This is a genomic window from Chitinophaga filiformis, from assembly GCF_021646545.1.
Taxonomy (GTDB): Bacteria; Bacteroidota; Bacteroidia; order Chitinophagales; family Chitinophagaceae; genus Chitinophaga; species Chitinophaga filiformis_A.
The window spans coordinates 1-20992 of the sequence record NZ_JAKIRP010000022.1; the positions used below are offsets into that span (position 1 = coordinate 1).

A 20992-nucleotide genomic window follows, 5' to 3' on the forward strand; every position below is an offset into this window, starting at 1 on the left:
AGCGTGGGGGCTGGGGATGTTGATTGAACCCCTGTCAAGCGTGTCGGCAATCTCCAAGGGATAAGGCCCGACGTCTCCACCTGAAACCTGGCGCCTTCGATTCCCCGACTATAGATTGTCGTCAAATGGTTAGGGAGGTACGTTATGTATTGTTACATATCGTTGTGTACCGTTGTATATCGTTGTATATCGTTGTATACCGTTGCATGCCTTTGCATACCGCTGTATACTGCCGTCATCAATTAGGTGTTTGGCCGTCAATTATGTTTTTGCTGCTAGTGTAGCGACGTTGAGAAAACTGCTATGAAGTCTTAATCAGTTGCACCGTAGTGCAGAAAATGGGCTATAAAGTTAGAGATGTACAGAGCGTAATTACTACGTGAAACTGCGGCTGCCATCCCGCCCAATTAATGGTAATGGCTGGAAATTTATCTGCAGTGAGAAGCAATCCAACCTTTCTAGTCAGAAAGGCTGTCTTACAAGCTGCAGCAGCCTTCAAAGCAGGTATCATAGATAGTAATGGAAAGCTATCCGTCTGCAAGTGTTCTAATCGGCAACATGTATCGCCTTTAGTATTGGAGGACAATCTATAGTCGGGGCATCGGAGTCGCCAGGTTCCAGGTGGAGACGTCGGGCCTTAGCCCTTCGAGAGTGTCAATACGATTGATAGGAGTTAAATGGATATCCTAATGCCCATACGCTTGACAAAGCTAAATAGCACGACTCGAGGAGGGGTACAGCCCGATGTCCCATCTGGAACCGCAGCAACGGAGATAGCTGTCAATTACTGCAAGGCGTCCAACGTATACATCCGATAATTGAAGCCGCAGCAACGGAGATAGCTGTCAATTACTACAAGGCGTCCAACGTATTGATCTATCAATCCACAACGGAGATGACTACCAATTACTGCAAGGCGTCCAAAGCATAAAGCAATCAATCGAAACCGCAACAGAATGAGGTGACTTGCTATTACTGTCTGGCACCCAATACGCTAAACAAAAATCGCCCGTCGTTATGCAAAAACGACGGACGATAATATTAAAGCCCAATACTCTTTTAACCACAGCAAGTGAAGGCTAATGCATCATCACACCTTCCAGCTCTTCCAGCGTCTTCCCCTTCGTCTCCCTTACATTCCTCCAAATAAACACAAACCCAAGCAGGCATATACCCGCATAAATGTAAAAGGTGCTATCCTTGAGGCGATCGAATAAAATAGGAAACGTAAACACGAGAATAAAATACGCCGCCCAAAGACAAAGTACTGCAAAAGAAGTTGCTGCACTACGGATCTTATTAGGAAAGATCTCCGCAATCAACACCCAGGTAACGGGCGCTAATGACATCGCATAAGTACCGATAGCCGCCAGCAGGTACCAGGATACCTGCTGAGAGCCTGATGCCAGCATGCGTACCACGATGATGTATAGTATGGTCAATCCGCCGGCGCCAATCAGCATGAGGGGTTTTCGTCCGAGCTTATCTACCAGCAGCATGGCCAGGATGGTGAAGATGAGATTGACACCACCGATAAATACTGTTTGTAAAAGCTGGCCGTCCTGCGATACGCCGATGCTTTCGAATATTCTTGGTGTGTAGTTAAAGACAACATTGATACCGCAGAATTGCTGGAACACTGCCAGTATAATGCCGATCACGACGGCAGGTAATACTGCTTTGCGGAAGATATCAGCGAAATTCATCCGCTCGGCACCTGCAAGGGAGCCCTCTATTAGTGATAATGACTCACTGGCAAAAGTATTGCCGCCAATTTTGCTGAGTACCGTCAATGCTTCATCAGATCTTCCTGCTTTCACCAGCCACCTCGGACTTTCGGGAAGCCATAGCGCACCAATGAAGAAGAGGAGGGAAGGGATCACACCCAGGCCAAACATCCAGCGCCAGGCATCCTCTCCGTGATTGCGAAGTGTATAGTTGACAAGATTGGTGACAAGAATACCGGTGACGATCGTCAGCTGATTGATGGCGACCATTCTGCCACGGAGGTGGGCCGGCGCGACTTCTGCAATGTACATAGGAGACAGCATAGAGGCCATTCCCACGCCGATACCGGCAACAAACCTGAAGGCAATGAAGATGTTCCTGTCAGGAGCGGCTGCCATGGCGAGGGAGGAAATACCGAAGATAGCAGATGCCAGCAAAAGGCCGCGTTTACGACCGTATTTGTCTGCCATGGCGCCAGCAACGATGCAGCCGATGATAGCTCCCAGGGCAAGACTGCCGGTCGCGAATCCTTCCCAGTAGGCGTCGAGCCCAAACTGCTTTTGCAGGAAGGGAAGCGCCCCCGCAATTACGGCAAAATCAAATCCGAAGAGATAGCCACCCAATGCGGAGATGAAAGAGATTCCCAGTATGTAGGCGCCATTAAATGATGAATGTTTCATAACGGTACTAGCAAGTTTAATGATTTATTGCACATCAAATGCAAAAATTGTATGCCGGCGATAAATATCACCGGGTGAAAGAATAGTGTCCGGAAAATGTGCATGATTCGGACTGTCCGGAAAGGCCTGTGTTTCCAGGGCTACCGCGCCATGTTTCAGGTAAGGCTTACCCTGTTGCCCTTTGATATTGCCATCCCAGTAGTTGGCTGTATATACCTGTATGCCGGGTTGGTCGGTGAATATCCGTAAGGTCCTTCCGCTGTAAGGATCTTCCAGTATTGCTGCCGGCGCATCTGCGGATTGCAATACGAAGTTATGATCAAAACCCCGGTCCGCAGGTATCTCATGGATATGCCCGCCAATCCGGGTCGCGCGTGTAAAGTCAAGCGGAGTGCCGCTTACCGGCACGATATTTCCCGTAGGGATATTCCGGTCGCTCTTTTCTGTATACGTCTTCGCGTTAATCGTCAACAGGTGCTCGGTGATCAATGGTTGTTCAAAGCCGCTAAGATTGAAATACGAGTGATTGGTCATGCTGACGGGCGTACTTTTGTCTGTATGCGCCGTGTAACGGATGTGCAACTGGTTCCTGTCGTCCAGGACATATTGCACCCTGGCAGTCAGCGTGCCCGGGTAACCTTCCTCTCCATCAGCACTGACGTATTCCATGATGACACTGGCTTCTTCGTCACTTTGGCCGGATTGTATCACCTGCCAGATCCGGGTATGAAAACCTTCGAAACCACCATGCAGGTGGTTTCCGTCATTATTGACCGGCAACTGGTATTCCCTTCCTTCCACGATAAAGCGCCCACCAGCAATGCGGTTTGCGTATCTTCCGACAGTGCAGCCGAAATAGGCGGGATTGTGCAGGTAGTCCAGCGGATTTGAAAAGCCAGCCACTACATTCTTCTGAATGCCTGCTTTATCGGGTGCATATAATGCGGTAATGGTTGCGCCGAGATTGATCAGTTGTACTGTAACCGCGGCATTTTCAAGGGTGATCATATAAAGGGGCGCTCCCCGCAACTCGCCGTACTGTATACGGGTTGCGGATAGCGCCCTGCTATTTACATTTAGCATTGAATCGTCTTTGTGAATGGGTTAAAAGTGGCACCCTGGTGATTGACATCCAGTGTCAATACTTCATCCAGGTATTGCTGTCCTTCCTGCTCCTGCTGAAGACCCAGGTGACCGAGTCCCATCAGGTAGAGACAATGTATACGGTTACGTTGGTTGAGATCAATGTCAAACACCAGCATATCCGGCAGTGATACTGCAAAATAATCTATGCGGATAGTATCGTTGAAATGTGCTTTTCCGAACTGAATGAAGCGTTCAAAGATCTGCCTGGCTTTCTCTGGTTGTCCCAGTTGTTGCCAGGCCAATGCCTGGTACACGATCTTATCAGGTTGCGGATCGTTGTAATAGATGGCCTGTACAGGCTCACTGATGCCTATCGTTGCGGCCTGGAAATGCTTTTTCGCAGCCTCTGCCTGTCCAAGTCCTGCATAAGCGCAACCCAACAGATAGTTAATGTCATTCTCCTGCGCGCCGTAGAGTTTTCCTTCTCCCAGATTTTCAGGATAAGCCGAGAGTGCCTGCAACAGCGTGATAGCCTGTTCAAATTCCTCCTGTAATATAGCTTGTTTTGCCAGGGCGGTATGACAGAGGATGAATTGTCCGACTACCTTTCCTTCACCACCTTCCCATGGATGGAATTGTCTTTGTGAGAGAAGTTGGCGCGCCTGTTCAAATTCGCCGAGATTGTTGTATAAAGTGATACGCTCCAGGTAAAGGTCATCTCTTCTTTCTACCAGGTGCATACTGTTTTCCAGTAGTGCCAGCCTTTCCTGCGATGATCTGCCGGTGATCTTGTACAGCTGGTCTAGTTCCATCAGAATGCGGGCATCATCAGGCGCGAGAGCGAAAGCTTTCTCCATGAACGCCACTGCCTGTGCTTTTTTATGCAGTTTGTTGTAATACGCGAGTGAGAGGTTCCTGTGTACGATAGCGAAAGTATCATCTATACTGGCCGACTTCTCCCAGCAGGCGATCGCTTCCGCATATTGACGTTTATCATACCAGAGATTACCCAGGTAGTAAGCTGCTTTCGCATCGGAAGGATTAGCATTCAATGCGCTTTGCAGAATGATCACTTCTTCCACTTTATTCGGGAAGCAGTAGCCGGCATCCTGTGTTGCTGCTAATTTGTAGTAGGTGATAGCCTGTTCTGATGCGTTGTTACAGGTAGCAAACCATCCCATGTAGTAGTATAACAGAGGTGATGTGGCGCCATGTGCATCGAGATAAGCCTGTAGTACCTGGATGGCAGTGGCATAACAACCGGCATGCGCATAGTCGAGCGAGAGTTCCAGGTAGTTATTCAGGCTGCCACGCATTAAGGTGCGTAGTTTTTCCAGGACGCTACTGTCGTTGGTGGCGAGGTACCATTCAAACAGGCATCCGTAGTTAAACGGATCTATTTCCAGTGAGGCTTTTGCGAACGCAATACAATCCTCCGTCAGCCCTTTTTCTCTCAGGATGATTGTTTGCAGGTGGCGGGCGGTATGATTGTGGTAGTTGCGCACAAGCGATTTTTTAACGAGGGATAATGCATCATCCCATTTGTGGCCTGACGCAGCGATGCGTGCCAGCATCAGGAACCCGCTATGCTGCCAGGCATCGTTCCAGGTAGCTTTGAAGAATATATTGTATGCTTCTGTCTTTTTCCCTTGCAGGAACAGGGCACATCCAAGGTTATAATATACTTCGCCATCATATGGATTAGGGTTGCGGCTGGTCATTGTTTTGATCGCCGTTCTGAAATAAGGTTCTGCCTGGGCAAATTGTCCGCGGCGGAGTAGTAAGAGGCCCATGGCATTATTACAACGGATGTCGCCAGGGCTTCTCCTCAGGCCTTCTTCATAGTAATCTATTGGATTGAAGGTTGCATGACGGTACTGTTCCAGATGATGCCCGTTCAGATAGAGCTCTTCCACTTGTTCAATATCCTGTGGGAGCCGTGCTGCTGTTGCTGGCGGCGGTATTTCATGATCCACCGGCGGCGCTGGCTGCCAGGAGACGAGTTCATGTCCCGTTTCATCAGCAACGATCACTTTCCAGTCCTCCTGCACAACATTCGGACCACAGTCGAAAGTAGTAGCATAAGGGGCATATGGTGAGAGCGACGTCGGGAACTTCTTTATTTCCTCACCGTTCTTCAGCAGCCAGATGCTGGCATTCTTATAGAGCGCCGTTGCGTATACTTTAATGGTGAGTTGTTGCCCTTCCCATTCCATATTCAGCATAGCCTCTTTGGTAGCATTTTTAACTACTCCGGTCTGTGCGTATGGCATGAAGTACTGTTCAAAGGTCTTGCCCTCATTAGGCTGCAGCCAGGAGAAGTCCGGCTGATTGTCGGTGAACATACCGGTCATCAGCTCAATGTAAGGACCATCTTCATCTGTCAGGTTCCTGTCCCAGGCATAGCCGAAATCGCCGTTACCCCAGGTCCATTGCTTTTTACCTGGCGATACATGATGATCGGCTACGTGCAGCATACCGGCCTGTGTGTCGTGCTCGTAACAACCCATAAAGTCGTATTCGGAGCGGATAGCCATGTATGATGTTGGAACGGGAATGGTATGATAACGGGAAATGTCTGTGCCCGGGGAATAATCGACTTTGTAATAGGTGCCTGTTGCGATCGGGAAGTCAGACACATCGCGTTTACCATGATCAAACACCGCGTATACATCCGGTGGGAAGACAGACTGGTAATGATCATTCACTTTCACAGCGGGGTTGGCCCACCAGAGAAAGGTCTGCGGGAAGAGTGTACGGTTGAAGAGCTTCCCTTTTATTTCCAGGTAAGCCTTATCGGGATAGAGTGTGAAGCCGGCCATGCCTTTCGTGCGGAACATCACTTCTACTTCATTCACCCATACTGTTTTACTGCCATCAGCATTTTCTTCCGTGGTGAAGTCGACGGGTTGAAATGTGCTGGGGCGATGGTGCTGGGGCCAGTTGAACTCTATGCCGCCAGATATCCACGGACCTGCCAGTCCCACGAGTGCAGGTTTGATGACCTGGTTGTAATACACAAAGTCCCTCTGCCTGATCTTATCGTATGCACGCTGTATACGTCCACCCAGTTCCGGCAGGATCATTATCAGCAGGAAATCATTTTCCAGGAATACAGCAGTGTATTCCTGCATGGTTTTCTCGTCAGCGATCTGCTCGATCACGGGATGAGGGTATACAACACCACTACTGCCCTGGTATACTCTTTTCTCGAGGAACATAGGGTGTTTCTCCGGGGTGCCTGTCTTGTACGTGGGTATGGATACGCGTTCTATCCTGACTGTCACTTCCATATAATCACTTTTATGTTTTATGCTTTTAATCTTCTAAGATCTTTTATGTTCTTAATCGCGTGGGACCAGTTTAACTAATAACGCATCTTTGGCCGGTACTGTCAGTGTAAAGGATGACTGGCCATTGCTGACCTCTCCCAGTACGGCATCCGTCATAAAATCCCTGATCTCATAGCGTTGTTTATCTGCCACATCTGCTGTCTGCCAACTGGCCTCAAAGGGTTTATCTTTTATGAAGTTGAACATCGCGAGGAGGGTGGTGTCTCCTTTGCGGAAGAAGGTCATCTGCTGGTCCTGGGTATCGCCGTCAGACATGCTGACGGGTGTAAAGGCAACAGGATGACTAAAATACGCGCATACAGCAGGATGATTGAGGAACTTTTTCGCTCTTTCCGCTGCGGTTTTCTGTCGGAAGTCGGAGCCGTCGCCCAGTATGCTGCCCATTACCATCATGGCATAGAGGCGCACTTTGATCTCCTGTTCATTAAGTTCCGGATTATTCTGGAAGTTCTTCATCACGATCACATCCAGGTTGGTGAAGGGCCATAATGTGCCTTGCATCCACCACATATGGGAACCTGCTGCGAGTGAGGCGGCTGTACTGCCCCAATGCGGGAATCCCGGTTGATCATCCCGGAGGTGAGAGTACACATCCGTGGAGATGAAGCGGGTGTGCGCATACTGATGGGGGAACATGGGAGAGATTGCTTGTGTGATAAAGATATCGGGTCCCATGATGGAGTCTACCAGTGAGCGGAGCATCTTCAGTCCTTCACTGTATGCCTGCATACCTGAACGGGTATTGTGGTTGTACCGTGTGCTGGATTCCAGCGCTCCGGCAGAGAGAAAATCTATTTTGATAAAGGTGGCATGAATAGCCTTTGCCTTTAGTAATTGCTGAATGATGGCCGCTCTTGTAGCGGGATGGGAAGGGTCGATCGGGTAACAGGCCCAGTCGCCCTCCTTGTACATAATCGGTTGCCTGTTCACATCCCGCAGTACGACATCGCTGAGGGGCGTTTGTGTACCGCCTATCGGGTTGTCCAGGGAGTTCTTCCAGGTCCATACGGCAAAGGGAATAAAATAGAAACCCATTTGTTGCCGCTTTTTCTGCCCATATCTTGACAAAGACGTCAGGAGTGAGGTTGTGTATATTGATTGGTCGTACGAGTCAACGCTGAGCACCGGAGGGGCATATTTGTTGAAGTTGTCCAGGGTGGCAATGAAGTCAGAAGTTTTGATCACGCCCGGAGGCATCATCACTTTAGTATTACCGAGTACACCTTCTACGCCGAAGCTGTTCCAGTAGAACGGAGCGTTCCCTTTCCACTCGCTTCTGCCGGCCAGCTGTACGTTTACCTGTCCATAGGTGGTAAAAGCCTTACGGGTATCCTTATCGGCAGCCAGGTAGATGAGGGGAGATGTAACAGTCGTACCCTTCATAGTGCCGTGCGGTGCATGATCGTGGGTGCCATCAAGTCCGCCGTACGCGGGTGGCAGCGATTTATTATCCGCGGTAGCGGCGCCTCCGTATACGATAAAAGAATCGAGACGGCCTGTTTCTTTGCCCGCGCCATAGCGGAAGCCGGTTTTCCAGAAGTCGTGCGTTACACTGCCGGTCACCAGTCCGGAAAGGTTGTGCTGATTGTACATAGAAGTGAACTCATAACTCATGCCCGACGCGGAAGGCCATTGCCGGGTGATGACGGGCACCCAGTTGTCATTGTCGAAGGGGACGTCCAGGATGCGGGGTGCATTACCCGGAACAAACAGGTAAGCCTGCTGTTCCGGGATAATTGTTAATGGAGAGATGTTACGCGTTTCCAGTGTCGCGTCACCTGTGGCCTGTACATCAAGCAGCAGGTGAGACGATTGCGCGTAGACGGTAATATGTTGTTCCAGTTTCAAAGGCCTGGAAGGATCGCTGTGTATGATCGATATGGTAACACCTTTGCCGGAGGCATCCTGCATGGGAGCTGTACTGTATTTGTGCTGTGGGAAATCGGTACTGGAGAGTTTACCGATATTCAGTTCTTCTATTGTAGCAATAGTATTCTGGAGTCGCACGCCATTGCTGAACAGATAGTTAACCCTACCGGTATGACTATTCACGCTAAGCTTAAGGTCCGCATTGGACACCACCAGACTGTCTGCCGATGAAACAATAGTTTGCGCCAGTATGTTCCCGTATGCCATGCAAAGCAGGCCGGCAAATGATATGTTACGGATGATCCTCATAGATTAATAACCCTCGTTTTGATCTTTAGGTGTAAGTTTCGGATTGTTCTCAAATTCTCTTGCAGGAATGGGATACAGCTGGTGTTTGGGCTGCATGTTAGGCGCTGCGTCAGGATTGTTGGCCTTGACGGTATTCAGCAATGTACCGGTCCTTTTCAGGTCGAACCATCTCCATCCTTCAAAGCCCAGTTCATGCATGCGCTCCATCATGATCTCAGTACGCAGCTGGTCCTGGGAAGGAACGCCGCCATGAACATCTTCCCATTTACCAAGACCGGCACGTTGCCTGATCTTATTCAGATTAGCCAGGGCGGTGGGCACGTCGTTCAGTTCATTGACAGCTTCCGCATACATCAGTATTGCATCGGCGAGGCGGAGGTAGTACATATTCCTGGAAGACAGCGAGCCACTAATAGATACACCGTTAGTAATGTCAAACTTCTTTACGTGTGGTTTGCCTACATCTTCCCACCAGGAATAGTCGACCAGTTCACCTTTGGAATTGTAGAACACAGTGCGGAACGTGGCATCTTTGCGGAGGTCGCCATCTTCGAAACTGTTGAAGAAGTAATCGGTAGGGATGATAACATGTCCGCCGGCTCCTGTCAGGTTAGGCTGGTCTATCTGCCATGCGCCTGTATTGTTGGCCATGTTGCTGGTATTATCCGGTTCGTTGGAGAACTGTACTTCGAACAGGGACTCGATATTATTTTCATTTTTCTCCACGAACAGGTCGGCATATGCCGGCATGAGGCTTGTTTTGGAAGAAGTCAGCAATGGTTCCAGGGTGCTTTTAGCGAGATCATACTGCTTGCGGGTGAGGTATACTTTACCCAGCAGAGCGATAGCCGCTTCTTTGCTGGCACGGCCTGCATCCGGACCGTTGCTCCCTTTATTATTCAGATGTTCGGCCGCATATTGCAGATCGGATATTATCAGCTGGTATACTTCTTCAGCACTGCTTCTCGGATAACCATCCCTGACGGCATCGGGATTGTCAACGTCTGTTGGCATTGGTACGCCATCATACAACTGCACCAGGTAGAAGTAGAACAGCGCACGCAGGAACTTTGCTTCACCCAGCGCCCGTGCTTTAAAGTCTTCATTTACAGCAGCTGGCTGTGTATACTTGATGGCAGTGTTAGCGTTGTTAATACCCTTGTAGCAGTTGATCCAGAAGCCCTGTACCACATCGTTCTGGGCCGTGAGCAGGAGCGAGTAACTGTTTACCGCTGCAAATCCCTGCCAGTAAGGGCCCCAGGTAGGTACGAAGATGGTCATCTTCGCCTCGTCGGTGCCTACCATGCCGACTATAGCATAATCTGATCTTTTTAGCACCAGCAGCTGGCGGTAGATGCCGGTAATACCAGCAGTAATGCCGGCTTCGTCTTTGTATAGTTCTTCCGGAGAAACGAATACTTCCGGTTTAATATCAAGCTGTTTACTACAGCCGGAAATGAACACGCCGGCGAGTAAGATAAAGAACAGTATATAGCGATGCTTTTGCATAAGTGTCATTTTTAGGAAATTATAAACCCATTTTTAAACCGAGCAGGTAAGTCCTGAAGCGGGGATATATATCGTACGCCCCTTGTGCCACGCCTATTTCAGGATCAGTGCCTTTGTACCCGGTGAACAGGAATGGTTCCAATGCCTGCGCATATACATTCAGCGACTTTATTTTGAGCTTAGATAAAAGGGTTGGTGAGAAGTCGTACGCCAGTGTGATATTCCTGATGCGGAGGAAGTCGCCTTTCTGCACTGCAAAGCTGGAAGAACCCTGAGGCAGCGTTCTTGTAGAGCTGCCGAAGGCATTCGGACGTGGAATGTTGGTATTCGTATTTTCCGGTGTCCAGTAGTTCAGTCCATCTTTCAGGATCACCTTGCGGCCGTCGGAGTAGACATAGTCCATGTATGCCTTGTTGTAGATGTCATGACCATACATATAGCTTGCAAATACAGTCATGGACACGCGTTTGTAGCGGAAGTAGTTCCAGATACCACCCCAGGCTTTAGGTGTGGTACGGCCTACAATTGCTCTGTCGTATTGATTGATGATGCCATCGTTGTTCAGGTCTTTGATACGTACGTCTCCTGGTCTGCCGGTAGGATTAAGCTTAAAGTCATCGCCTTTATTGTAGATACCATCAAATACGTAATCGACGATCAGGCTGTTGGGCGCCTCGCCCACTTTCAGATAGGGGCTGAGTGAGTCTCTGCCAGGCAACAGTGCAGTTACTTTAGATTTGTATTTCGACCAGTTAAGATCTATCTGCCAGTCGAAGTTCGGCATTTTAACCGGGTATAGTTTCAGTCCGATATCGATACCTCTTGTGTTCATAGACGCCACATTGATCATCGTAGCATCGAAGCCCTGTGATGGCGCCAGTGTGTTTTGTAACAGCAGGTTTTTGATATCCTTATTATAGAAGTCGAACGTCATTTGTATCCTGTTGTTCAGCAGGGCGAGGTCAAAGCCGGTGTTGAACTGATGCTGGCTTTCCCATTTCAGGGCGCTGTTACCTTTATTACCACCTAACTGGTAGCCGCTGGATTGTGTACTGCCATTAAGCGGATAAGTGGCGGCATTCATCTGAGAGAAGATCTTATCGTAAGACACGTCCTGGTTACCGATGATGCCATAGCTGACCCTGATCTTGGCATCGCTCACGCGTGACTTGAACTTTACGCCAAGGAATGGCTCGTCGATGAGGCGCCATGCACCGCTGATGGAGGGGAAGAAACCGTAACGGTTTGCTGCACCGAAGCGGGAGGAACCATCGTAACGGGCAGTAAAGTTGAGGATGTAACGTTGTTTGTATTTATAGATAGCCCTGCCCAGCAGTGAGCTGGTAGCCCAGTTGAAGTAGTCGCTTGAGATGTAATCCCTCCTGGTGGCCAGGTTCATATTTTTATAGGTCAGTGCATCTGTCGGGAAACCGGATGCCTGTTCGAAGTTCCATTCCTGTCTTCTTTTCTGGAAGGTAAAGCCGGAGAGGAGATTGAGGGAATGTTCCTCAGAAGGGTTATAGTCGTAGGTCATAGTATTTTCCCATAACCAGTCGCGGTAACCGAAGTTCTGTACTTTGGCAACACCTTTCTGCAGGTATCCGGCGCTGGTGTTCCTGGGATAGTATTCGAACTGCTGGTTCTTATAGATGTCTGCGCCTACGTTGGAACGGAAGCTCAGTCCGGGCAGTAGTTTGTAGTCCAGGTACATATTACCTATCAGCCTGTCGTCTATACGGCGATTAGTAGCGTCCAGTGCAAGGGAGAGCGGATTATTGCTGGTGAGGTTACCAGTGCTTGGATCTATTTCTATGGTTGGCTTGCCGGTGGAGTCGTAAATGGGCCGCAGAGGGCTCATGGTCACGGCGGCATAGTAGGCCTCATTGCTAACGATACTGGTCTGAATGTGTGAATAGTTCGTATTCAGACCGACGGTCAGTTTATCTGTTACGGCTGTTTCCAGGTTTGCTTTCAGGGCATAGCGTTTCATGTTGGAGCCTTTGATGATACCGTCCTGGTTGAGATAGTTACCACTCAGGTACACTTTGTTTTTGCCGATACCATTGGAGATGCTCAGTGTATGGCTTTGTTGTTGGGCCACCTGTGTGATAGCGCCGGGCCAGTCGTAGGTCTTACCTTCCGCCAGGCTTTTCAGCTCTACGGCGCTGAAGATCTTCCTGTCTGTCTCCGGATCGTTCATCGGCCAGCCGGTGGCACTTTCATCATACCATGCCAGGCGGCGGAGGTAGCCGTACTGGGCGCCGTCTATGAAATCGTAGGTCTTAACGATCTTTTGTATACCGTAGTAGCCGTTGTAGTCGACGGAGGCACGGCCCGTTTTAGCCTTCTTTGTAGTGATGATCACTACACCGGCGGCCGCACGGGCGCCATATATAGCAGCCGCAGAGGCGTCTTTCAGCACGTCGATGGATTCAATGTCATATGGGTTGATCTCCCTGATATCACCCGTCAGGATGACGCCATCTACCACATAAATAGGGCCATCGCCCTGCGTGATAGAGTTGATACCCCTGATCCGGATGTTCGTACCGGCGCCGGGCTGATAGCCTGCGCTGCTGATCTGCACACCCGGCACCCTGGCTTGCAGGGCGCTGTTGATAGAGGTAGCGGGCAGTTCAGAGATCTCTTTGCCGGACACACTGGATACGGCGCTGGTGATATCTTTCTTTTTCTGCTGACCGTAACCGATCACCACGACCTCATCGAGTCCGGAAACCTCTGTTTCCATTCTGATGACAAGGGAAGCCTGTCCCGGATTGAAGGTGACGGTCTGGGATTTATAGCCGACGAACCGGAAGGTCAGGACGGCTTTTGCTGCAGGCAGGGGAAACTGTCCGTCGGCATCCCCCTTTATGGAAGCTCCTTTGTTGGTGGTGTTGGTGATGGTGACGAATGGCAGCGGTTTACCGGAAGCTGCATCGAGCACCTTGCCCCCTGGTGCCTTGTCTTGCGCTGATATCCATGTGTTTAAAGATAACAGCAGGATGAACAGGGATAAAATTCTTTTCATAACATGAATTTGCCAGTGTTTGAAATGCTGATTGATTACTAAGTACCCGTATTGATTGTCAGTTGTTGGTTTGCCGATGATGTGGAATTGTGTTTTTGTTTACGGCTCAAATTTCGGGTTTCACTGTAAGGGCGGAAATAGGGTTTCTTATGAAAATAATGGATTATTTTCTGGTTTTTGTATCTTGGTTCCATATTCTACGAATATGAAAGAAAAAGTACTTAAAAAGCGGGAGGGGTTTGAGGGGCAACAGCTGATAGTGGTGCCCAAAAAGATCTCGGCAGATTTCCTGACGAAGGACCCAATAACCCGGCAGCTGTACATTACGGATATAGGGTATTATCCGAGAGCGCGTTATCACTATATTAAGCGGGCGGTGGGAGCGGGGCAGCATATTATTATCTATTGTATAGAGGGACGGGGATGGATAGAGATAGACAAAAAGCGGATTGATGTGCTGCCGTCCCAGTTGATCATCATTCCTTCCGGTACGCCACATAAATATATGTCGGAGGAGAACGACCCATGGACAATTTACTGGATACATTTTAAAGGGGATATTTCGGCTTTTATAGTAGAGCTGATCCTTCAACGGGCGAAAAATTATAAGCTGCATCTTACCTACAATGAGACCCGTATTCGCTTGTTTGAGGAAATCTGTTTAAATCTCCAGAAGGGATATAGCGGGGACAATCTCCGTTATGTGAACATGATCTTTAATCATTTTCTTTCTTCGTTATTGTATGAGGAGAAGTTTAATCATGCGGGGCATGAGGAGGCTAACGATGTCATTGCACATACGATAACTATGATGCAGGAGCGGCTGGCGCAGGTGCTCACTTTGCAGGAATTGTCCAGCTATGCAGGATTGTCGGTTTCTCATTTCTCAGCGGTGTTTCGTGAAAAGACGGGGTATTCGCCGATAGAGTATTTCAACCATCTGAAGATCCAGAAAGCGTGTCAGTATCTGATGTTCTCGAATGCTACGGTAAAAGAGGTGGCGAACAGGCTGGGGGTGGAGGATCAGTATTATTTTTCAAGGATGTTTTCCAAGCTGATGGGAATGTCGCCGTCGGAGTACAGGAACCGGAATAAGGCGGTGGATCAGTAGGAAGAGAGTGACCGGCTGGTAGTGCAGCCGGTCATGGGAAGTGTTTATCACCTGCCTTCTCTTTGCGATTGGATCATTGGTTGAGTTATAGCTTACCTTCCTTTTCTAATTGAAGCATTTCTTCGCGGGATGATATTGTACGAACATTGGGAAATTGTTCGGCATATCGTCCTGCTGACTTCTTTATGTCTCCTTGAGCGCCTCGCGGTCATTATAGTATTTCAGGTAAAATTGGTAACTATCCGCGTGCAGCTTCCCAGGTGCTTTGGAGTATTTGATTTTTCTCATAATCCTTTGAATTTACAATTTACCCTCAGCTTTTAGTTGAAGCATTTCTTCTCGTGACGATATTGTCCGTGCATTGGGACATCGTTCAAGGTGACGCTGCCATGATTCATCAAGGTCTTTTTGGAGGGCATCCCAGTTGTTGTAGTATTTCAAGTAAAATTGATAGCTATACGCATGTAGCCATCTAAGCGTTTTAGAACCTTTAATCTTTCTAATCATTGTTTTGACTTTAGTATGTATTCTGGTGTTTTAATTGCAATAGGTTTGTAGCCGAACTCAATATTTGTTTCATTGTATAGCTTGATCTTCCGCTTATGAACGATATGCCGGAAGTTCCAGCTTGCAATTACATCAACTTCGAAGATGGTGCCAATGGCAACGTGAACTGCGTCTTTGAAACTCTTCCCGGTTAATATTTTCTTCTGTAAATATTTTTCTGCCAGCAACTTTACTTCCTCGTTCTGTTTGTATCCGAACTTGTAGTCTTCCGGTACGTCGAGGAATTTGTGTAATAGAGGTTTCCGCGGATCTCGTCCTTGCTCAATTTCATTACACACAAGGTCCGAATAAATCATCATCTTCCTGCCGGCCTTGAAATCCTCAAACAATGCGAGACTATCCTTTTTAAATTTTCGATCGAAACACCCCCCAATGACAGAAGTGTCAACATAAACTTTTAACAGCATATGAATTAAATACTGGTTAACAGATTGCATAGCAGGTGCAGTAAAGGAATGATAGTACTATTATCCCCTTGATCCGTAATCAGGACTTTTAAAAAATGAACAATAAATTTTAGAGAACAGGAATAACAAACAATTAAACAGGGTGAACTTTTACATTCACTGCTACGACAAGCGTAAGTGTAGTTTTGAGATTACGAATATACATGTTTTTTTAGTTCAAAATAATTTGTGAACATTAAGGCGAAAAATATATCGATAGCCGTTGCTTGAATTTCGATTGCAATAAAAAACTTTTGCAGGAAAGTGAGATTTACATACATTCGCGACAATCCCAAAGGAAGAGCTTCTGTAGCAAACCGAGCAATATTTGAATGGCTATATTGTCAGGCCATACCAGTCCACTGAAATATGAAAAACTAGTATTTATGCGAACCTCAGAAAATCATGTTACGTTCGAGAATAAAAATGCAGAGCATTTTTATTGGTTAGATCTGTTTAGAGGGCTAGCAGCCCTGGTCGTTGTTACCACCCACTGTCGTACAATGTTATTTGTTGAGTATGGTTTGTTGCCTCCGGAAGACAAGACCATCCAGAATTCAATATTTTTCTTTCTTACCCGTGTATCGCACGAAGCTGTGCTGCTTTTCTTTGTGCTCAGCGGTTTTCTTGTGGGCGGAAAAGTTATTCAGCGACTGAAAGCAGGAACTTTTGACCTTAGATCGTATGCGCTTGACCGAACGGTGCGCATCATGCTGCCCTTGCTTTCAGCCCTGATATTAATTCTTATATGCAATACCATTATTGGGCAGCAGTATAGCGTTATAGATTATTTGGGAAATATACTCTCCTTGCAGGGAATATTGGTACCCTGGGTCAGCGGACCATTATGGTCGTTGGCATATGAGGTCTGGTTTTACGTTTTAATGGGAGGAGCGGCCTGGTGGTTGACGACTACAAAAAACACCTACCGGTACATCGGCATCGCGCTTCTGTTCATTAATTTCATGATATTTTCAAACAGCCTGAAGGCCACCTATCTTTTTATCTGGTTACTGGGGGCGATGTCCTTCTTTCATGTAAAGAAGAATAATTTCGTGTTATTGGGCGGTATAGTGGCGCTTGTAGCTTCTATGATGGCGCTTCAGTTCTTTGGCAGAGAGAGCCGTACTTTTAAACTGCATGGTGTTGATAATATAAAGACCATTTGCGAGTTATTTCTGGCAGTGTCCATGTGTGCGATTGTACAGCAGGTGATACATCGTAAGCCGAAAGGTGTTCTGGGCAGATCATTAAATAAGTTCGGAACCTGGCTGGCAGATTTTTCATATACCTTATACCTCACACATCTGCCAATAGTATATGTTTTAGTACACTTCGGATTTCCCAAAAGTCAATCCATAAATGCAGTGTCACTCGGTTATTACCTGGTTGCTATTGCTATTTCTCTTGTTAGTGCCTACCTGATTTATCTTGTCTTTGAAAAGAGAACGAAGTATGTCAAAGAGATACTGAAGAGGAGGATGCCTTCAAAGGAGCGTTTCGGGCAGCAGCATTACCAGACAAGGGCATAGTGAGAGTAGACTTCGAAGGTGCGTTTCGGTGAGCAACAATACCAGACAAGGGCATGATGAAGGTAGACTTCGAAGGCGCATTCGTAACAGCGCATAGCGAAGGTAAATATTAGAGGAAACCCGTTTTTATAACATTTATTCAGTAGCGATAATGTTATAAAAACGGGTTTTATTATTCCGCGTGGATACTAAAACAATATCAATCTACCACAAAGCCATATTTGGCGAGGTTTTCTTTTGTTGCTTCGTATGTCTTGTGCTGAAGACCATTGATGCCCAGACCTTCCGCAACAGATACAAACATGGCCCTGTCATCGATATATAACACCTCCTCCGGCTTAACCAGCGCAATATCCAGTGCAATACGCCAGATGTCGGCATCTGGTTTTCTGAAATGCACGAAACAGGATGAAATGAAAAAATCTACAAACTTATTGATACCAAAATGCCGTATACGGTATTCATTCAATTCCCTGCCTTCATTATTGACAATGGCGATCTTAATGCCATATTTCGCCTTGATCTTGCACACCAGGTCTATCATTTCGGGAATAGGCGTGGTGACAGCAAACATGAACGCGCGGAACTCTTCCTCTGTAAAAGGCCTTGGTTCATAAAATACTGTTCTGTGCAGGTATTCGTCCAATGTCAGTTTGCCCTCCTCATAAGTGTCAAATGTAAGGTGGTGACGTTCTTCCAGTTCAGGAAGGTCTAATGAGAATTTTGCGGCGGCCTGTCTTCTTGCAGCTCGGTCCCAGCCATTGCTTAGTAATACACCGCCTATGTCCAGGAATAATGTCGTAATAGTTGGATGCTGTTGCATAGTGCTAAAAATATATGATGTACTGTGTTTAATGGTAAAATCATTTAATCTGTTGTCCTTTTCAGGGCGATTAAAGCAGGAAAGTAATAAAAAAATTATTAAATGATTTGAGAATACTGAAAAAGAACAACAGTAACCCATGAATGTACAACGGGGGTACCAGGGGAAGATGGAGGTAGGAAAGGGCCGGAGCGCAGATCTGCCATTCTGATAAAACTTTCTCAACATGAGAAGGTTTTCTATGTGCGTTTTTCAATTGGCATATTCAGCCATTCCTCCTAAGGTACAATGTGGTATTGTGTTCTGTTGTTTCTCCTGTACGTCATCGCGCTGAATGGTACATGCTTTGGCATACGGGACAACACTATCAGGCAACTTGTCTGGTACGGAACAAAACAACACAAACAAATGAAAAAAGCATTTCTAGTACTTGCATTAGCATCAAAGACTATTTGCACAATTGCACAGGACACTACAGCAACGACCGAAAAGGTACCATTTGACGGCATTGATCAGACCTGGCAAAATGGTAACGACAGAAGGGAGAACCCGGCATTTCAGAACATGAAGTTCTTCACACCAAGTATCATGATGGATATCAACTATACACACTCGTTCAATAAACCGAATGACAATACGGTGGTAGGCTCTACTGCACTCGCCCGTAACAATGAAGTGCAACTGTCTGCCCTGCACTTTGGAGGTGATTTCTATTATAAAGGGGCCAGGGCCAGAGTTATGACCCAATTTGGTACGCGTTCTATTGTCGTGCCACGTAATGATTACAGCCCTTATCGCGGACAGTATCAGTTAGCTAATGTATACCGTTATTTAAGTGAGGCTTATGCCGGATATCATATTAATAAATGGTATGGCATTAACATTGATGCAGGTATGTTTATGAGTTATATAGGTCTGAATTCCTACTATCAGCCGGAGAATTGGGAATACCAGGCTTCGTTTACCTCAGACAATACGCCGTGGTTCTTTAATGGATTACGTATCCAGATCTACCCTACAAAAAACATAAAGATCGAACCCTGGATCATCAACGGCTGGCAGAGCTATGGTAAGTTCAACAAAATGCCTGGATTCGGCTTCAACTTTACCTACATGTCCGACAACAGTAACCTGAAAGTGCTGACGAACGACTATTATGGCACCGACGCTGCAGGTATACCTGAAAGGAAACGGTTTCACTCAGATAATAGCCTGCTGGTAAGATATTATAATAGGCCTAAGTCAAAGGGTATCAGCAGGATGGCCTTCTCTCTGACAGGAGACGTCGGCTTTGAGAAAGGCGGTGGTGTGAACGGATTTAAAGACAGTGACAAAAACGGCCCTGCACAGTATTTCCTGAGCGGCATGTTCTACAACCGCGTTTGGTTCAACCAGAACAAATTTGCATGGACTGTAGGTGGTGGTGTGATGACTAACCCGGGTAGATATTTAGTGCTTTATCCAACAGGTCAGGCCAGCCCTTTACCTAATCCGCTGGACCCTACCAAAACAGAGGGCGCCTTCCCGTTCAGTGCTAGCCCAGGCGATAAATTCAAGGGCTGGGATATGTCTACCAACTTCGATTATATGCCTAACCAGAGTATCACCTTCCGGTTTGAACTGGTGAACAGGCATTCCGATGTGCCTTATTTTGCCGGAGAAGGTGGGGTGACTTCCCAGACCGGTTATTCTACTACGCCGCTGGATCCTAACTGGCGTCCTGACCTGGTGAAATCTGAAACGAGGTTTATACTCGCTGCATTATTCAGATTGTAATAATTTTAACCATTGGCGACATAAAGCGCTCCCTTTTCGGGAGGGCTTTGTGCTTTGTACAAGCTTAGGTAGGCGTATGCCTGCTATACCGCAGCTCTTGTGGTGGAAGTGAGGTGGACCTGTAGCAGAGGGGACACGCCTTTTTAACCTGTAATAAATTTTTGAGAGTACACTAAGTTGCTGATTATCTGTTAAAGCTGATCAGTTGTATTATGCAATATATCCCCACTATAGGGGATACGCCGATGCAAGAAATGAGCCGGCCAAGACTTATCTTTGCCGGCATAAAACCAAAGGTCACATGGAATATTCAAAAATCTATAAGGTAAAGGAAGAACATATCGACGTACAGGGTATCATGGATGGGTTATATTACCCTTTCTATATGGAATATTGCCGTCATGACTATATCAGGGAAGTGTTGGGGTTTGACTTCGCAGAGGAAGCGGCCAAGGGTATTCATATGGTATTGTCTCAGTACACGATTAAGTTCCTGCGTTCACTGAAGAAAGATGATGAATTTACTGTGACCTGCGAGTTGTTTGCAGATGCGGGTGGTCAGCCAAGACTGCATTTTAAGCAATCTATCATCCTGAATGGTAAGGTAATGACCACAGCAGTGTTCACCGGTACCTGTGTAGCCGCAACCGGAGGCAGACCTTATCTGCCGACAGGAATGACAGATAAACTGGTAGACGCACCAAAACTGGATGTTGCGACGTTAAAGTAAAAGTTGTTTAGTTTTATATTCGTCTCCCGGATGGTGAAAGCTGTCCGGGAGTTTTTGTTTTTGGACAAAGCAGTGACGTAAACAGGTATTATAAATTTATTTTTAATGAAAACTTTGAAATATATATTTATGTATTACTTTTGTTTTGTTCGTAGTTGAATCTAGTTCGCAGATAGTAAATAGCAGTTGTTTACCGACCTGAATATTTTTGTTGGCCATTTGTTATTTTGTGCTGTATGGGGATAATATAACGTTAAAGAATCCAATACCTATGTAGAATTTCCGGATGTAAGCTGTAACCCGGCTGATTTGTTGACCGGCTTGTACTTTGGCAGGAACTTAGTCATCAGCGTTTTCCATTAAAAGTTTTTAAAACCATTACAGGAATGTTATTTCTCTTGTGAGAACAAGGGCTTAAGAACATGTCCCTATAGTTAGATAT

The 20992-nt window shown here is 47.0% G+C and carries 12 protein-coding genes; 4 read left to right on the forward strand and 8 right to left on the reverse strand.

Annotated features, from left to right (window positions below):
• Positions 1–1079 precede the first annotated feature (1079 nt).
• The 6 genes from L3C95_RS32375 to L3C95_RS32400 are packed head-to-tail and all read right to left on the reverse strand — an operon-like array spanning position 1080 to position 13565.
• The gene (locus tag L3C95_RS32375; RefSeq protein WP_236394566.1) at positions 1080–2408 is read right to left on the reverse strand and encodes a sugar porter family MFS transporter; all 1329 of its coding nucleotides are present in this window, start codon (positions 2406–2408) and stop codon (positions 1080–1082) included.
• A 24-nt stretch (positions 2409–2432) separates the two neighbouring features.
• Positions 2433–3491 carry an aldose epimerase family protein gene (locus tag L3C95_RS32380; RefSeq protein ID WP_236394563.1) on the reverse strand — a complete coding sequence of 353 codons (1059 nt, stop codon included), beginning with the start codon at positions 3489–3491 and terminating at the stop codon, positions 2433–2435.
• Positions 3485–6787 (reverse strand): DUF5107 domain-containing protein, encoded by a 3303-nt coding sequence (locus L3C95_RS32385; RefSeq protein WP_236394561.1) that lies wholly within the window; start codon positions 6785–6787, stop codon positions 3485–3487. Before L3C95_RS32385 ends, L3C95_RS32380 begins: the two co-directional genes overlap by 7 nt.
• A 51-nt stretch (positions 6788–6838) precedes the next feature.
• Complete coding sequence (locus tag L3C95_RS32390; RefSeq protein ID WP_236394559.1) at positions 6839–9025, reverse strand: alpha-galactosidase; 2187 nt, start codon at positions 9023–9025, stop codon at positions 6839–6841.
• A gap of 3 nt (positions 9026–9028) precedes the next feature.
• The gene (locus tag L3C95_RS32395) at positions 9029–10534 is read right to left on the reverse strand and encodes a RagB/SusD family nutrient uptake outer membrane protein (protein ID WP_236394557.1); all 1506 of its coding nucleotides are present in this window, start codon (positions 10532–10534) and stop codon (positions 9029–9031) included.
• Positions 10535–10553: 19 nt separating this feature from the next.
• Complete coding sequence (locus L3C95_RS32400) at positions 10554–13565, reverse strand: SusC/RagA family TonB-linked outer membrane protein (RefSeq protein WP_236394555.1); 3012 nt, start codon at positions 13563–13565, stop codon at positions 10554–10556.
• A gap of 205 nt (positions 13566–13770) precedes the next feature.
• Between L3C95_RS32400 and L3C95_RS32405 the strand changes: the two genes are divergently transcribed.
• Positions 13771–14676, forward strand: a complete 906-nt coding sequence (locus L3C95_RS32405) for an AraC family transcriptional regulator (RefSeq protein ID WP_236394554.1) — start codon at positions 13771–13773, stop codon at positions 14674–14676.
• A gap of 503 nt (positions 14677–15179) precedes the next feature.
• Here the strand turns inward: L3C95_RS32405 and L3C95_RS32410 are convergent.
• Complete coding sequence (locus L3C95_RS32410; RefSeq protein WP_236394552.1) at positions 15180–15680, reverse strand: hypothetical protein; 501 nt, start codon at positions 15678–15680, stop codon at positions 15180–15182.
• Positions 15681–16075: 395 nt separating this feature from the next.
• Here L3C95_RS32410 and L3C95_RS32415 point away from each other — a divergent pair, with 395 nt between their 5' ends.
• Entirely contained in the window at positions 16076–17221 is a 1146-nt protein-coding gene (locus tag L3C95_RS32415; protein WP_236394550.1) for an acyltransferase family protein, read from the forward strand.
• A 199-nt stretch (positions 17222–17420) separates the two neighbouring features.
• Here the strand turns inward: L3C95_RS32415 and L3C95_RS32420 are convergent, their stop codons facing one another.
• Positions 17421–18044, reverse strand: a complete 624-nt coding sequence (locus L3C95_RS32420; RefSeq protein ID WP_236394548.1) for an HAD family hydrolase — start codon at positions 18042–18044, stop codon at positions 17421–17423.
• 408 nt (positions 18045–18452) lie between these two features.
• On the opposite strand from L3C95_RS32420, the gene L3C95_RS32425 reads away from it, so the two are divergent.
• Both L3C95_RS32425 and L3C95_RS32430 read left to right on the forward strand, forming a co-directional pair.
• On the forward strand, positions 18453–19820 hold the full coding sequence (locus tag L3C95_RS32425; protein ID WP_236394546.1) for a porin: 1368 nt from the start codon (positions 18453–18455) through the stop codon (positions 19818–19820).
• A 301-nt stretch (positions 19821–20121) separates the two neighbouring features.
• On the forward strand, positions 20122–20550 hold the full coding sequence (locus L3C95_RS32430; protein ID WP_149696394.1) for a thioesterase family protein: 429 nt from the start codon (positions 20122–20124) through the stop codon (positions 20548–20550).
• The last annotated feature ends 442 nt before the right edge of the window (positions 20551–20992 follow it).